The sequence below is a fragment of the Collimonas fungivorans genome, from assembly GCF_001584145.1.
Lineage (GTDB): Bacteria > Pseudomonadota > Gammaproteobacteria > Burkholderiales > Burkholderiaceae_D > Collimonas > Collimonas fungivorans.
In genome coordinates this window covers 3,626,606-3,642,902 of record NZ_CP013232.1, presented here as the reverse complement: position 1 = coordinate 3,642,902, position 16,297 = coordinate 3,626,606, and the positions used below count along the sequence as shown (strand labels likewise).

Sequence of the window (16,297 nt, the reverse complement as noted above, 5' to 3'; positions counted from 1 at the left end):
GACTGGGGTATTTGGCACGAGATTGGGGCCGGCTCCGATTGTGGAATGGCTTGAATAAAAAGACATTCCATAGTCAAAAAGAGTCTGCTATAATCTTGCGCTTTGCTGCATTAAACGCAGCAAGTCGACCGAAAACCGGAGAGGTGGCAGAGTGGTCGAATGTACTTGACTCGAAATCAAGCGTACGTTAAATCGTACCGTGGGTTCGAATCCCACCCTCTCCGCCAGTACACATAGTATCCATGCGGCTTTCTAAGCATGGACAAGAAATCAAAGCCACCTTAACCGGTGGCTTTTTTCTTTTGTGGTGGAGAAATATTGGCCATCACCTGCTTTTCTTCCCAATTTTCCACACAGAGCAGCAGTCAAGGTGTCGCAAAGGCTGAAGCAGACTATGATCCCTTGCTAGCGCCATCAACAACACCTAGTTGAGGGTTCATCTCAATCTATCACTATGAAGGCCATCGATCCCGCACGCAAGGTGAAACCGAAGGTTTGATTCGGCGGTATGCCGGCCGCGGCATATAAGCCTATGGGCTCGGGGAAGATTAATCGTTGCCGGCAACTCAGTTATTATGTGGAGGTGACTTATGGCGGTGGTTGGCCACCGTTCTCCAGAGAATTTCATCCCTAGAGGCCGGCCTTCCAGCCGCCAATACACCAGCCAAAAGGATGCGAGCAGCATGGACGAATTCAGCGATATCAAAATATCCCGGCGCGACCTGCTGATTGCAAGCGCATTGTCGGCAACAGCGATGGCCATGCCGCCATCGGCGGCGGGCGCCAGCGCTGCAGTTCCAGGCGGTGCAAACAAGCTGATCGCTGCCTTTGCTCCTACCGGCAAGCTGCGCGCCTCCATCAACCTGGGCAATCCGATTCTGGCCGGCAAAGACGCATCCGGCGCGCCGCGTGGCGTGTCGGTGGATCTGGCGCGAGAGCTAGCATCTCGGCTGGGACTGGAGCTTGAGTTGCTGGTCGTTGATACCGCCGGAAAATCGGTAGATGCCGTCGCTGCCGGAAATGCAGACATCGGGTTCTTTGCAATCGACCCTAAACGCGGCGCCCAGATCGCCTTCACGCCTCCTTATGTCCTGATTGAAGGTTTCTATCTGGTCAAGGATGATTCGCCTATCCGCCGCAATGCTGAAGTTGATGCGCCAGGCACTCGCGTGGTGGTGGGCGCCGGCAGCGCCTACGACCTGTACCTGACGCGCGAATTGAAGCACGCAGAGATCCTGCGTTCTCCCTCTTCTCCCAAGGTAGTCGATACCTTTATTGAAACGCGCGCAGAGGTGGCTGCCGGGGTGAAGCAGCAACTTGAGGTCGACTCGCGGCGCATCGGCGGACTGAGACTGCTGGATCAGCGCTTCATGGTCATTCGCCAGGCGATGGGGGTGCCCAAGAACAGGGGAGCCGAAGCTTCAGCCTATCTTGCTCAGTTCGTCGAAGACATGAAAGCCAGTGGATTTGTCGCCGCAGCATTGGAGCGGCGCGGAATAGATGGCGCTGAGGTTGCTCCAGCAGGCAATCCTATGCAAGATCCCTTGAAGTGATCATGTCGCGGCCTGGCCGTTGTCCTGCTTGAACTTACCAATCCCGAAAAAGCGAGCAATCGTCAGGCCGTTGCCGCGCCTGACGCGGGAAATCCCCGCCATTGCTGCGTCGCGCGCTATAGGAAGTACAGGCCCAATACGAGTTTGAAAATTGAGTAATTGCTCGCAAAATGGATGTCATGGAGGCGCGCACAGCCGCATAGAGCCAGGCCGCTGACAGCTCCCTCCATTGCCATTTCAACCTTTTTGCGAGATCTTTTCATGAATACTCATAAACAAGCAAAGCTGAATCACTTGAGCTTTCCCACCACCAACGTCGCCGAGACAGCTGCGTTTTTCGAAAAATACCTGGGCTGCGAGATCGTTGCCGTTGGCGAGAGCTGCCTGCTCAAGCGGAATGATTTTGACATTGTCCTGGATCACGTCGCCGAGGAAGTGCCGGCCTGGCCAAAAAACTTCCACTTCGGCGTGGAGGTCGACAGCCTGGATGAGGTCCATGCCCTCTATAAAGAATTTCTGGAAGGTGGGGTTAGCATGGAGACGGAGATCTTCAACAATTCGCGCGGATCGCGCTTCTTTTGCCGCACGCCCGGCGGCGTCCTGCTCGAAGTCAATACCCGTGCAGATATGCAGAAGCAGGATCAATGGCAAAAGCTGTTTTGATGGGATCGCCGAGATGGGGGCGCCTAGCCGGGGGCGCCTAGCTGGGGGCGCCTAGCTGGGGGCGCCTAGCTGGGGGCGCCGAGATGGGGGTGCCTAGCCGGGATCGCCGAGATGGGGTTGCCTAGACAGGGACTGCAAAGTAGGGTGGGCACATCGTGCCCACGCGTGAATTCACATGACGCACTTGCCTATTTGAATACGCGTGGGCACGATGTGCCCACCCTAAGGCTGCGAATAAGGTTTTCAACCGAATATTGGCCGATCGGGGCCTATTTCCGATTGCCCAGGTCCATAAGCATCCGGGTCAGCAAATAAAAGCGCGGCACGATGCTGTCGACTTCGGCGTACTCCTCGGGCGTATGGATGCCGCCGCCAACAATGCCGAAGCCATCCAGCGTTGGGATGCCGACGCCAGCCGAGAGGCTCGAATCGGCCGCGCCACCGCTGCCTTCTAGCGTCAGCTTTTTCCCTAGCTCGCCATAGATGGCCTGCGCCTTGGCAGCGAGTGCTTCCGATTGCGGGTTTGCCGGCATCGGTGGGAAACCGCGGGTCAAGCGTGTCGTTACCTGGGTATCGGGGATCAGTTTTTTCTCCGATACCTTGGCCAGGTCTTTTTCGACGCGGTCGAACTCTTCCGGAACCGCGACGCGTACGTCGCCGAAGGCTGTCGCATGATCCGGGATGACGTTAGTCGCGCCCCCCGCATTTATCACGGTAAAGTTGACCGTGGTTTGTTTTTCGCGATCGCCAAGCTGGCCGAGCTGCAGTACCTGGTGCGCGACTTCCATCGCTGCATTGCGGCCGCTGTCAGGCGCCACGCCGGCGTGCGCGGCCTTGCCGACGACATCGACCTGCGCCGTGCCGCTGCCTTTGCGCCATACCACCAGGCCGTCGGCCGCGCGGCCCGGTTCAAGATTCAGTACCACATCGTGCTGTTTGGCGACTTTTTCGATCAGCGCGCGCGAGCCGGATGAACCTGTCTCTTCATTGGAGTTGAGCAATAAAGTAATCTGGGCATAATCTTTAAAACCCAGCTGTTGCAGGATTTTCAACGCATACAAGCCAGCGACGACGCCGCCCTTGTCATCCATGACGCCGGGGCCATAAGCCCGGCTGCCTTTGACATAAAACGGTTTGGCTGTGGCGGTTCCGTGTTTGAAAACGGTGTCCATGTGCGCCATCAGAAAAATTTTCCCTTTGCCGGTTCCGGTGAAGGTCGCCACCACGTTATTGCCATTTGCGGGCGCCGTTGCTGGATAGGTTTCAACCCGCGCCCCGATTTTTTTCAATTCTTCAATCACTATCCCGCTGACCTGGCTCAAGCCCTGTTCGTCACCGGTGCCGGTATCTATATTCACCAAGCGTTCCAGCAATTTCAAGGCTTCGCCCTTGTATTGCTCGGCTTTTTCATAAACCTGCTTGTCGGGTTCGGCAAAAGAGGAGGGCGCGGCTACACCAAGAGCGATGCCTAAACTCAGGCTTGATATGAATGCGGATCGTGCAAAGTCAAACATTATTGTCTTCTCCCGTTGAAATTTCGGATGGCAGGCTGAATTTCGATCGTGGGAAAGCCTGTTGCTGCCGCAGTTCCCGCTTGAAACGCTCAACAGAATATAAAGACTCTGGAGCATATTGGGAAGATTAAATTTCTTTGAAGATGATCACATTTATTTATAACCGAACAATCTGATATGAAATCAGGCGGCGCCATGCCCCCCTAAAAAAATCGCGATTTTTGCCGTTATCTAAGTTGTGGACGATGTTGTTAAGCGAATGTCATCAGATTTCGCGGATCCTGCTCAATATCGACATGCTGGCGTCCCGCACCGAAGCGGGGACGATGGGAAAACTCGCGGCTGAGAAAAGCGACTTCTTTGACGCTTATTAACCGCACTCTTTACAGAAGAAAATAAAAATGAAAATTGTTAATCTCAAAGTCGGTACGCGGATGGGAATCGGGTTTGCCATTGTCCTTTCTCTTTCCGTCATTTCGATCGCCATCGGTATATGGAATCTGCGCCAGGTGGCGACGGAGACCCAGCGAATGATGGAAAGCCCTCTGGCAAAAGAACGGATAGTGTCCGACTGGTCCGTCCTCACCAACGCTGCCATCGCTCGCACCTCGTTCATTGTTAAAAGCACGGATGAGACTTTGGCGACGACGTTCGCAGAAGACATCGATGCCAGCGCCAAGAAAGGCACAGAAATCCAGAATTCGCTTGAACCACTATTGACCTCGTCCTTGGAGAAAGAGAAATATGCGCTGATCAAGACGCTGCGCGAAAAATACCAGCAGTCCAAGGTCGCGGCGATGAAAGCCAAGCAGGGCGGAAAGGCTGAGGAGGCATCGAAAATCTACAATAGCGAATTCATGCCGACCGCGAAAAGTTACCAAGGCGAGCTGTTTGCGTTTCTTTCTTTGCAAAGGAAAAACATCGACCAGACAGGACAGCAGATTGCCCAGCTATACAGCCGCAGCTTCAACCTCATGGTATTGCTGGGCGTATTGGTGATTGTTTTGGGTGCGGTTTGCGCCTTCCTGATCTCCCGCTCCATCACTCGTCCGCTGGGCGAGGCAATCAAAGTTGCACAGACCGTGGCCTCCGGCGACCTGAGCAGCCGCATAGAAGTCAAAACCTCCGATGAAACCGGCCAGCTGATGCAGGCGCTGAAAGACATGAATGACAGCTTGTTGAAGGTCGTCAGCGAAGTGCGCAGCGGCACCGATACCATCGCCACGGCATCAAACCAGATCGCCTCTGGCAATCTTGACTTATCGTCGCGCACCGAACAGCAGGCCAGTTCGCTTGAAGAAACCGCGGCATCGATGGAGCAGTTGACCAGCACCGTGAAACAGAATGCCGACAATGCGCGGCAAGCCAATCAGCTGGCGGTGTCCGCATCCGGCGTCGCGGTCAGGGGCGGCGGCGTGGTGTCGCAAGTGGTCGAAACGATGGACCTGATCAATACATCGGCCAAGAAGATTGTGGATATCATCAGCGTGATTGACAACATTGCGTTCCAGACCAATATCCTGGCGCTGAATGCGGCGGTGGAAGCGGCACGGGCCGGCGAGCAGGGACGTGGGTTTGCGGTGGTGGCCAGCGAGGTGCGCAACCTCGCGCAACGTTCGGCGGTTGCGGCCAAAGAGATCAAGCACCTGATCGACGACTCGGTGGAAAAAGTCGATGTCGGCGTCAAGCTGGTCGGCCAGGCCGGCGCCACCATGGGCGAGATCGTCGACAGCGTCAAGCGCGTCACCGACATCATGAGCGAAATCACGGCGGCCAGCCAGGAACAGACTGCGGGCATCGAACAGGTTAACCAGGCGATCATGCAGATGGACCAGGTCACGCAGCAGAATGCCGCCCTGGTGGAGCAGGCCGCGGCCGCTGCCGCATCGCTGCAGGACCAGGCCGGCAATCTGGTGCAAGTGGTCAGCGTGTTCATGACCGAGGGTACGCAAGCCCATGCCGGCGCGTCTTTGAAGGCGGCGAGCCGTGCGGCGCCGGTTGCTGCCGTGCCTGTATATGTCGCGGCCCGCAACGCCAGGCTGCCGTCGGCGAACGTGAAAACATTCAAACGCGTGGCGAACGCCTCCGCTGCCGCCGGCAGCGAATGGGATCAGTTTTAATTAATCAACGCCGCTCTGCCTGGGGAACAGCAGCGTAAAGCGCGTTGTCCCCTCGCTGCTGGCGGCATCCCAGCTTCCCTGGTGCAGCAGCATGATGCTGCGCACGATCGACAGGCCCAGGCCGCTGGCGTCGGACGATCCGCGGCGCGAGGCGTCGGCGCGGTAGAAGCGGTCAAACAGGCGAGCCAGATGCTGTTTCTCTATGACCGGACCGCGGTTTTCTACGCTGATGGCAGTGCCGGCGGCTTCCTGTTGCGACAGCAGGGTGATTTGCGTGCCGGCGTCGGCATAGCGCACCGCGTTGGAAAGCAGGTTCGCCAGCGCCCGTCGCAGCAGGTCGGGATCGGCCCAGACCGTGCCGTCGCCGCGCCATGCCAAAGTAATTTCACGTTCCTCGGCCAGCCCTTCGAAATAATCGGCGATGCGTTCCAGTTCTGCAGCCACCTCAAGCTGCTTGCGTTCTATGGCGTGGTCGGCATGTTCCGCGCGGGCCAGGAACAGCATGTTGTCGGTCATTTTGGACAGGCGCTGCAATTCCTCGAAGTTGGAACCCAGCAGTTTCTCGTAATATTCGGTGCTGCGCTTCTGGCCCAGCGCCACTTCGGTCTGGCCCAGCATATTGCCGATGGGGGTGCGCAGGTCGTGCGCCATGTCGGCGGAGACCTGGCTCAGTTGGGCGAAGCTGGTTTGCAGGCGGTCCAGCATCGCGTTGAAACCGTCGATCAGCGGCAGCAGCTCGCGCGGCGCATGGCTGCTGTCGATACGTGTGGACAGGTTGCGGATGCCGATCGCGCCGGTTTGCGCAGCCAGCAGCCGTAGCGGCAGCAGGCCGCGGCGCGCGATCCACCAGGCCAGCATGGCTGCCAGCAGCGCGGCCGCCAGCGCCACGCCGAATATCTGGACGCGGTATGCCGCCAGCATACTGGTGCGCTCGGTGAGCAGGCGTCCGGTGGTGATCTGCAATTCGTGTTCCGCATGTTGTGGATCGGTGACCAGGGCCGTCGCGGAAACGACGATGAAAGGCGTGCCGTTTTCTACCGAATGGCGCACCGCCGACAGGTCCAGCGCGGCGCCGGCAGCCATCGGCTTCATCTCGGGCACCGCGATGCGGCCGGGATTGACTTCGATCAGCGGCGCCTGGCCCGGAAATTTCAGCACCAGCAAGGCTTCGCGGTTGCCCAGCATATTGGAAAACAACTCCGGTTTCTGCTTGATCAGGTCCAGCAGGTCGACATCGCGCAGCAGGGTGCGTATCTGCTCTACGCGGGTCACCAGTGCGGCGTCGTCGCGTTTTACCAGCTGCGCTACCAGCGCGCTGTACAGCGCATAGCCTACTGTCGCCAGCACGGCAAACGACAGCAGCGCAAACAGCATGGCCAGGCGCGAAACAAGAGAGTGGCGCGGAGGGTTCATGCTTCCACTTCGCAACGGTAGCCGACGCCATGCACGGTGTGGATCAGGCGGATGGCAAAGGGTTCGTCTATTTTCTTGCGCAGGCGCCGTACCGCCACGTCCACCACGTTGGTGTCGCTATCGAAATTCATGTCCCACACGCGGGATGCGATCAGCGAACGGGACAGCACCTGGCCCTGGTTCAGCATGAAAAATTGCAGCAATGCGAATTCCTTGTTGGTCAGCGCGATGCGGGCGCCGGCACGGACCACCCGGCGCTTGGGCACGTCGATCTGCAGGTCGGCGATCTCCAGCAGGTCCTCCTGCCGTACCTGGCTGCCGCGGCGCAGTACTACCTTCACGCGCGCCAGCAGCTCGGCAAATGAAAACGGCTTCACCAGGTAATCGTCCGCCCCCAGTTCCAGTCCCTTGAGGCGATCCTCCAGCGTGCCGCGCGCGGTCAGGAACAGTACCGGTGTATCTGCCTGCTTTTTATCCAGCTGCAGCCGCCGCATCACTTCCCAGCCGTCCATGCCTGGCATCATCACGTCCAGCACGATCAGGTCGTAACGCAGCTCCTGCGCCATGTGCAGGCCGTCGTTGCCGTTGACGGCCACGTCGACCACATAGCCGGATTCCGTCAGGCCATTGCGCAGGTATTCGCCTGCCTTGAGTTCGTCTTCGATGACAAGAATTCTCACGCTGTGGCCCCTGTGTTCTGAACTTGGCATGCCGCCAAAGCCTGATTCTACCCCGGCAGGTCCGGTAAGCGCCTGCTGCGGCACACATCTGCGGGGGCGATTAATTGCCGGCCGACTGCGCCGCTTCCTCTATCATCGCCGCCACTTCCTTGGCGCGCGAGATATAGATGGTATGGGCGCCGTCCACTTCCACCGTGTGGCTGTGGGCGCGCGCCGCATACATACGCTCCAGGTCAGGGTTGATGGCGCGGTCTTGCTTCGCCACCATATACCAGCTCGGCTTGACGCGCCAGGCAGGATTGGTGATCAGTGTAGTGTTGACGCGCGCTGCCGCCGGTATTTGCGAGCGCGCCATGAATTCGGCCTGGTCTGCCGGCAGGTCGCCGGCAAAGTCTTCATGGAAATGGGCCGGGTCGACAAAAACGAAGCCGTCCGGCGTGGTCACGGTGCGGATTTGTCCGGGAATCTTGTTCTTGTTGGAGGCGGTCGATTCGCCTGCATCCGGCGCATGCGCGGCAATATATACCAGTCCGGCGACATGCGGATCGGTGCCGGCCTGGGTGATGACGGCGCCACCGTAACTATGTCCGACCAGGATGCTCGGCCCGGGCTGGCGGGCCAGCACCCGTACCGTGGCGGCAACGTCCTCGTCCAGCGAGGTCAGCGGTTCCTGCACCATGTTGACGTTGTAGCCGTCCCTGGTCAGGATGTCGTACACAGGTTTCCAGCCGGAGGCGTCGGCAAACTGGCCATGCACCAGCACGATATTTTTGACCTGAGTCTTGACCGGAGCGGCGGATGCCGGCGCTGCGGCAAAAGCTAGCAGCAAAGCAGAAGCGATTGCGCCTGCGACACGGGTTGGGGTGAAAGAGATGCTCATCATTATTCCTTGGAGATAGGGGTTGGACTACTACGGGTACAGCGTTCCCGCAGTATGGTTTCCGCCTACCGACAGCTTAATGACTGAGTTGTTACAAAAAAATGACAAACGCCCCCAGACTTGGAGTGCGTCAACCGTGCAGCGAACTGCGATTTGGAGAAAGCAATTGGACGCCATCCCTAACGTCCTGTCGATCAATTGCCGCCACGTTTACCAACTCCAGCGCATGCCGGCATCCGCCATCACCGTGCGCTGTTGCGCTCCACCGAGGTTGGTGGTGTAAGTTGCAGTCACAAACGCACTGGTCGACTTGTTGATTGTGGCAACCAAGCCGGCGTTGAGCTGGCCCGCCGTCTGATTCGACCCGTTCGCAATCACTGTAGTGCCGTCAAAGGTGGTGCTGTCATGAGAACCGAAACTGCGCAGCAGGTTCAGGCGCAGATATGGCTGCCAAATCGCTGCCGATGTTTCAAAACGGCTTTTCAACCGCACGCCGAGGCGGGCGAGGAAGGCATTGCCGTTGTTGAAACCCACCGCCGACACACCGTCATTCAAGTCATTCAGCGACAGGTTTTGCCAGATCACTTGCGCCTGAGGCTCGATGGTCACGTCCGCCCCAAGTGACATTGGCAGGCCACCCTCGATGGATCCGACGAGTGCGCTGCCGTGCGTGTGCGCGCCCACGCCATCGTGCGAGCGCGGATCCGCCGACAGTGAACTTCCCATCAGCACGGCATCCGTGTACCAGCCGCTCGGGCCGACGTGGGTCCAGTAGCCGCCCAGGCTGTATGCATCGATAGCCAGATTGCCGACATCCAGATTCTGCACCGCCATCGCAAAACCGTTGACCTTGCCGGTGGCATGCGCAAAGCCTGCAAACAGACCGTAATGATTGCGTTGGCCACTGGCGCCGGTATCGGCATAGATGTCGTGGCCGACCTGTATTCCCGTCATCGAACCGTCGAATTGCGGCGAGACCGTACCATCCTGGCGTTGCTTGGTGCGGCTGCCCCAGATACGGCCCCAGGCCGCAGGCAGATCGCCGTTCTCGGTCAACAGCGATTGCTCTCCTTGCCTGTCATGGAAATTATCGAGCTGCTGGATATTGACTTGCCGGGCGACGCTGGCAACTTCCGTATAGATGGGGACTTCGGGACGATACAGCGGAATTGCTCCGGAGCCGGCCGTTGGCGCCGGGTCTGCTGGAGTAACCGGTGGCGTGGTCGGCGGCACAGTCGGAGGCGTGCCTGTGGGCGTGCTTGGAGGCAAAACTACGGGCGGAGTAGGCGTTTGCACTACGGTATTGCGCAGATACCAGTTTTCCGAGGTGCCGCTGGACACGCCGCCCTTGGCAAGATAGTAAGAATAGGCGCCAGCCTTGACCGGCGCCGCAAGTGCAAATGCGTCTGCCGTGGTCGTCGCGCCATTCACGGTCTGCACCACCTCAATGCCATCGGCGACGATGGCCGCGCCAGGACCACCGACATTCGTGATGCGCAAGCTGGACGATCCGCTGGCGGCGCCACCGTTGATCACCAACCGGTCAGATGCCGCGCCATCGCCTGCGAGGAAGGTGTTGAGGGCAATGCTGCCCTTTTGGCCGACATAGTTGCCGACAACATTGAGCCGGTTGCCAATCCCTTGGCCGCCGATTTGCAGCAGGCCGGCGTTGGTCAATGGCCCGTTGATCGTAAAGCTGCCGTTGCCCGAGCCGGCAAATTGAGGCAAAGCATTGGCCACCGCAATGGTGCCGTTGTTGGTTACCGATCCTGTGACGCTGCCGTAGCCGCCGAGCGTGGCGCCTGAGGCGACGGTCGTATTGCCGCCGCCGGACAATGCCGCCGCTGCGTGCGTCGCGTCGCCCACTGCCAGCGTTCCGGCAGAAATCGTCGTGCCGCCGGAATATGTATTGCCGCCAGAAGCCGTCGGCGCCAGCACCAAGGTGCCGCCCTGCGTCTTTTCGACCGCGCCGGTGCCTGAAATGAGACCGGCATAAGTGCCGTTGTCGGGTTGCGCAAAGCGCACCAGGCCATTGTCCACAACGGCAAGCGGCAGGTTTTGTGCGCGAGCTTCAAGCACGCCTGCCGCGTCGACTCTCATCTGGCCCTTATACGCGCTGTTGTTAGCCGTCAATGCTAACGTTCCTTGCTGAACTTCGACAATCCCGATTCCGGCAATGGGAGCGGTCAGGGTCCAGGTTCCCGTATCGTTTTTGATAAGCGACGAGAAATGCACAATACTGCCGGGCAGGGACGCGCTGCCGGTCCCGCTCAGGAAAAGAGTGTTGTTACCTCCGCCGCCATCGAAATTACCGGTAATTACCGACCCGGTATAAAGCCGCAACCTGTCATCGCCGCCGGAAAAAACAAGGTTGCCGATGATCCGCCCCTTATTGGTAAAGTCGACCGCGCCGTTGCCGGATGCGCCGATTACGTTGTCAGGCGCCTGGATGACGCCTGTTTCATTGTTGATGATGGTGTTTAACCCGCTCGTATTCTGAAACCAGATGGCGGCGGCATGATCTGCCTTGATCGTGCTGTTGTTGACGATGAGATTGCCGCTGCCTTGCGGATTGATTGCTTCGGCGTTGGCTTCGGCGCCGGTCGCCAGGACCTGGCCACCTTGATCGATAGTCAGAGTGCCGTTATTGCGAAACTCGACCGTATTGGCGCCGCTCTTATAGAGTCCGGAACTGCTGATCCCGTTGGCGCTTACCGTGCCGCCGTTCTGGACCCTTATGTTTGCACCGTCGCGCAGGCTGATGGCGTTGGCATCGCCGACTGCGATCCGGCTGCCTGCACCGACTGTGATTGTCCTGCCATCTTCGGCCGCCAGGTTGCCTGCGCCTATCGTAGTTGTCCAGGGATTGGGCGTGCCGGTATCGCAGATTGTGGATTGTCCTGAGGTGTTGCAGGCTGCGTAGGCAGTCCCGGGTTTTACACTCAGCATGGGTATCAGCAAAATGGATGAAGCGGCGGAAAGCACAAAGCGATAGCAGACGGGATGGGACATGATTGTTTTAATTTATGAAGTCGGGGTGTTCCAAGATTAGTTGGTGGAACGGATGCGAGGTATCAGGAAGCCTTGATTTTTATGCAGCATTCAGGCACTTCATCGTAGGAATTTCCCTATGATGCGAACCGCGCCAACCGCAGTCCAGGTTTTCCTTCGTTGTGCTGTCATTGCACTGTCACGTAGCAACCCGTAGCGTCTTGCCCGCCTACCAAGGTCACGCCATTGCTGGCTATGACGTCATGCTGTTGTAGCATTTGGTCACTATCATCCCTTCGTTTTGTTTCTTATAAATGAAGGCATAGAAAATGCGACTACGACAATCCTCCCTGCATCGGCCGCTGGCGCTCGCCCTCAGCGCAGCGTTGGCATTAACAGCTTGCGGCGGAGGATCGGATCAACTGGATCCGCAATCCACGGCATTGCTCATTCCTCCGCCGCCGGCGGACCCTGGTTATGTCGATACCGCGCCAGTTGCCGCATCGATCCTCGCTTTTGTGGATAATGTGGCGAGCAACCAGCGTGGGGATGCGCGTTATGCAACTCTGGAAACGAATGCCGGCGTGCGTGTTTTGGCGGGTTTCAAGCAGATATGGCAGCCACTCACCGATATTGTCGATGCTGGCGTCACTGCACCCGCCGTCGGCAATTTTCCTGCCGTCGCTTCGTCGGCCTGGACAGGTATTCCAAACGATGGAACCCCGGGCGGCACGATACTCAACACAGCCGTGCACAACGCGAACATCCAGTATGTAGTCGCGGCGACCTCCAATCGCACTTCAGATCAAGCAACGGCCGCTTATCTGGACGATCGTCGCGGCAAAGGATATAGCGTCACGGATGGCATGGGCCCGCTGACGACAGCATGGCGCCAGGCAGCGCAACAGACTACAAGCATTACGACGGTCCCGGCCGACGCCACCACTGTTTTGTACAACGACAGCGGTAATAATACCGGTGTCGGCGGCAGCGCCAATCCGGCATTTGGCGGGGTTGTCGATTTTATCAACGCCATGGGCAACAACGGATCAACGGAACCCGCCAAACGTTTTTACAAGTATGCTCGGCCATTTCGCTGGAGCAGCAGCGTGGTTGTCGTACCTGCTCTGGTGCCTGCGAAGAGTCCGACACCCGCAACCGATGGCGGTTTTACCAGCGGTCATTCGGCGGAGGCTACCCGCGACGCGGTGGCGATGGCTTATGCAGTACCTGAACGGTTCCAAGAGATCATCAGCCGCGGCCTGGAATTGGGAGAGAACCGGATTCTGGCTGGCATGCACTCGCCATTGGACGTGATGAGCGGACGCGTACTTGGTCAAGCCGTGGTTGCCGCCAATCTGAACGATCCAGCTAATGCGGCTGCAAAAGCGGCTGTTGTGGCACTGGCCCGGACGGCGCTTATGGCGCAAACCAATACGACTGCCGACACCTTTAATGCTTTTGCTCACTCTGCTAGCGCTACCACGGACCGGTTTGCAGATTACGCCAGCAACAAGGCAAATTATTTGCGCCGCACGACCTATGGTTTTGCACAAACAGGCGCAGCGACAACGCCCGCCATCGTACCCAAAGGCGCCGAGGTGCTGTTGGAGACACGCTTGCCTTACCTCAGCGATGTTCAGCGCCGCGTCGTGTTGAAAACGACTGCGATTGCATCCGGATATCCGGTTCTGGACGACGCCGAGGGCTGGGGACGCCTCAATCTTTTTGCCGCAGCGGACGGATATGCGGTCTTCAATGGCAATGTTGTGGTATCGATGGATGCCAGTAAGGGAGGTTTTTACGCCGTCGATAACTGGCGGAACGATATATCAGGCGCGGGCAAGCTGACGAAGCAAGGCGGCGGCGTTCTGAAATTGAGCGGCAACAATACCTGGAGCGGCGGCGCGCAATTGGAGGCGGGGACGCTGGAAGCGGATTCCGTGTCGGCGTTTGGTGCGAGCGATGTGTACGTCAGCGGCGGCACGCTGGCAAGCAATGCGCCTGGCGCACTGGCAATCCGCGGGAAATATACGCAATTGGCGAACAGCACATTGGAACTGAATGTAGGGAGCGCTCAGCAAGGGACGCTTGCCGTCGCCGGAAACATGACCGTTGCCGGCGGCATTCTTCATGTCAAATTCCAGGGAGGCTATAAACCGGCAGTCGGCGACACGATCAACATCATTGCCGCGACCAGTTTTAAAGGGAAATTCGATACGATTTCCGTAGACGGTTTCTCCGCGACTCCGCTTTATAGCAATACTGGGTTGCAATTGCGTATCGGTGCCTAAAAGCCAAGCAGATTGGTATTTTCCTTTATGCCCTCAGCTAGAAAAATGCCCACGTTTAGCACACAATCCTACTTGTCAGAATGAGTAGTGGATCGGAGTGATCGACGTGGCATTACTAGAAATAATCAAACGCCGGAACCTTCGGGACCAGGTTCTACAGCGAGATCGCCAAGCGACAGGGCATCTCGCACATACTGTCCGGCGTTGCTTACGTTCGGAAATGACCGAGTCGGCCTATGCTGAACGTCAATCGGCTAGAGCGCCATCGACCGATACGCCTTCCAGCTTTTAGGCAGGCTCAAGGACCGAGGTGGCATAATCCCGCAAGCGGCGGCGTAGTCTTAGGCCGCTCCATGAAGAGCTCATCGATTTTGGATTCAGAGGGTTTTGCGACCGGGTCGCTGCGTTCACCAAGCAATGCAGAGAGGAGCAGGCCGATTCAGCGCGCAAATGAACAATCATGACAGCATCCACAGGACGATAAAAAAATATGGGTACATGGAAAATAAGAAGCGCCTTATGGACGGCACTTGCGCTATGTCTAATTGTCTTTTTTAGTCACCATGCGAACGCTACAGATGGACACTGTGCCCCGGGTATCGGTGAAGATATTGGCAGCGCGGCCCCCTCCGCAGAAGGCGTTTCATCAGAGCGCCTGATTGCTTTGTTGCAGCAGCTAGACGAAGGTAAATATGACGTGCGTAGTTTGGTAGTCATGCGTGATTGCCAAATCGTGATGGAAAGATATAAAGTTGGAATAGGAAGAAATTACAACCATGCCATGTATTCGGTGACGAAATCAATCTCTTCGACATTAGTTGGCGCACTGTTGTACCAAGAAAAATTAAAAAATCTCGACACGCCAATAACTGGATTGATTGAACGACCATCAGGCCTGCGAGGGGATGGCTGGAATAAACTAGAAAACATTACCCTTAAAAATGTCATGCAAATGAGTTCGGGGTTTGACTACAAGCATGACCCTAGCAGCAATCCCATTTACGATGCCAGGCAAGATCGGATCGGTGCTGTCGTGAGTCAAAACATTATTGCGACTCCAGGCACCCGCTTTAACTATTCAGATGCGGATGCCGTAATGACTGGAACTGTGATTGCCGGGATTTCTGGCGATAATCTGCTCGATTTTGCAGGAAAAACATTGTTCAAACCGTTGCATATGACCAATTACGCTTGGTGGTTTCCTGACCAAGGAGGACGTTTGCCGGGAGGGTGGGGGCTGCGACTGCGTCCGATGGATATGCTGAAACTCGGCCAACTTTATTTGCAAAACGGAGAATGGAATGGCGTTCGCATTTTCTCCGCAACTTATCCCGATCTGGCGTGGGCGCCAGGGGTCAGCAGTCGCTATGGTCTTCACTGGTGGATTGGTCGAGTACTTGGAGTACAGTTCTTTTTTGCCAGCGGATTCAAAGGCCAGCGAATCTATGTTTTTCCCAGCTTGAAGATAGTTGCGGCTTTGGTTGCCAGCTTACCAGGTAAAGAAGACGCGCTTGTAACCACCGAGGTGGTGACGGCATTAATTGAGGCGACTAACCCGGCAACTTCGCCAATTTCCGAGGAGGCGGACGGAAAGCTATTGAAGATTCAAAAGACAGGTTTTGAAGGTGAAACACATGTTCGTCAGGATATGCAGGATTCTCCCAGGAGGTTTTAGTCCGCAACCACTCTCTAGATTAAGCTGCGTTGGAAGGACTGTAATCGGCCTTGAGCGGTCGCGAAGCGCGTATGTTCATGCCAACCCAGGTGCTGTGCGAATTATGCTGATGGTGTTCGTCCGCGCCAGTGAGTTGATTGAAACTCCGTGGACTGAAATCGATTTAGACAATGAAGTATGGAGAATTCCCTGGCAGCATTGAAACGCATGGGCTACCAAAACAAGATGGCTGGTCATGGTTTCAGATTGCTGGCAGTGGGCATTATTAAAGGGCGCCTGGGCTTCCGTCATGAAGTAGTGGACCGTCAATTGGCACACCAATCCGGCGACACTTACGATGAAGCCTATGACCGCGCTGAATTCAAAGAAGAGCGGCAGGTGATGATGCAACAATACGCCGATTGTCTGAAGAACATCGGCAGCGCTAAGGTCCTCGTCGGCAGTTTTAAGCGAGCGTAGTTTTCCATCTCAAGACCGCGCTTCGAATAGGTAGATTTGTCTCATTAACTGGGGC

The 16,297-nt window shown here is 57.1% G+C and carries 11 protein-coding genes and 1 tRNA gene; 7 read left to right on the top strand and 5 right to left on the bottom strand.

The annotated features are described in order from the left end of the window. The first annotated feature begins 137 nt into the window (after nt 1-137). From CFter6_RS15575 to CFter6_RS15565, 3 genes are all read left to right on the top strand, one after another. A tRNA-Ser gene (locus CFter6_RS15575) sits at nt 138-227 on the top strand. Nucleotides 228-761: 534 nt separating this feature from the next. Then, complete coding sequence (locus tag CFter6_RS15570; RefSeq protein WP_061542393.1) at nt 762-1,553, top strand: ABC transporter substrate-binding protein; 792 nt, start codon at nt 762-764, stop codon at nt 1,551-1,553. A gap of 261 nt (nt 1,554-1,814) precedes the next feature. Then, entirely contained in the window at nt 1,815-2,216 is a 402-nt protein-coding gene (locus tag CFter6_RS15565) for a VOC family protein (protein WP_061540706.1), read from the top strand. A gap of 269 nt (nt 2,217-2,485) precedes the next feature. Here the strand turns inward: CFter6_RS15565 and CFter6_RS15560 are convergent, their stop codons facing one another. Further along, nucleotides 2,486-3,730, bottom strand: coding sequence for a M20/M25/M40 family metallo-hydrolase (locus CFter6_RS15560; protein WP_061540705.1), 1,245 nt, complete (start codon nt 3,728-3,730; stop codon nt 2,486-2,488). Between the two features lie 401 nt (nt 3,731-4,131). Between CFter6_RS15560 and CFter6_RS15555 the strand changes: the two genes are divergently transcribed. Beyond that, the gene (locus CFter6_RS15555) at nt 4,132-5,850 is read left to right on the top strand and encodes a methyl-accepting chemotaxis protein (protein WP_061540704.1); all 1,719 of its coding nucleotides are present in this window, start codon (nt 4,132-4,134) and stop codon (nt 5,848-5,850) included. Here the strand turns inward: CFter6_RS15555 and CFter6_RS15550 are convergent, their stop codons facing one another. From CFter6_RS15550 to CFter6_RS15535, 4 genes are all read right to left on the bottom strand, one after another. Further along, nucleotides 5,851-7,263, bottom strand: a complete 1,413-nt coding sequence (locus tag CFter6_RS15550; protein WP_061540703.1) for a heavy metal sensor histidine kinase — start codon at nt 7,261-7,263, stop codon at nt 5,851-5,853. Beyond that, entirely contained in the window at nt 7,260-7,943 is a 684-nt protein-coding gene (locus CFter6_RS15545; RefSeq protein WP_061540702.1) for a heavy metal response regulator transcription factor, read from the bottom strand. Before CFter6_RS15545 ends, CFter6_RS15550 begins: the two co-directional genes overlap by 4 nt. A 100-nt stretch (nt 7,944-8,043) precedes the next feature. Further along, entirely contained in the window at nt 8,044-8,823 is a 780-nt protein-coding gene (locus CFter6_RS15540; RefSeq protein ID WP_061540701.1) for an alpha/beta hydrolase, read from the bottom strand. A gap of 210 nt (nt 8,824-9,033) precedes the next feature. Further along, a complete protein-coding gene (locus CFter6_RS15535; protein ID WP_236904291.1) occupies nt 9,034-11,772 on the bottom strand; it encodes an autotransporter family protein in 2,739 nt (912 codons plus the stop codon). Between the two features lie 371 nt (nt 11,773-12,143). Here CFter6_RS15535 and CFter6_RS15530 point away from each other — a divergent pair, with 371 nt between their 5' ends. The 3 genes from CFter6_RS15530 (at nt 12,144) to CFter6_RS15520 (ending at nt 16,242) form a co-directional block, all read left to right on the top strand. Further along, complete coding sequence (locus CFter6_RS15530) at nt 12,144-14,108, top strand: acid phosphatase (protein WP_061540699.1); 1,965 nt, start codon at nt 12,144-12,146, stop codon at nt 14,106-14,108. Nucleotides 14,109-14,598: 490 nt separating this feature from the next. Next, nucleotides 14,599-15,783, top strand: a complete 1,185-nt coding sequence (locus CFter6_RS15525; protein ID WP_061540698.1) for a serine hydrolase domain-containing protein — start codon at nt 14,599-14,601, stop codon at nt 15,781-15,783. Nucleotides 15,784-15,960: 177 nt separating this feature from the next. Next, nucleotides 15,961-16,242 (top strand): site-specific integrase, encoded by a 282-nt coding sequence (locus CFter6_RS15520; RefSeq protein WP_061540697.1) that lies wholly within the window; start codon nt 15,961-15,963, stop codon nt 16,240-16,242. Nucleotides 16,243-16,297 lie beyond the last annotated feature (55 nt).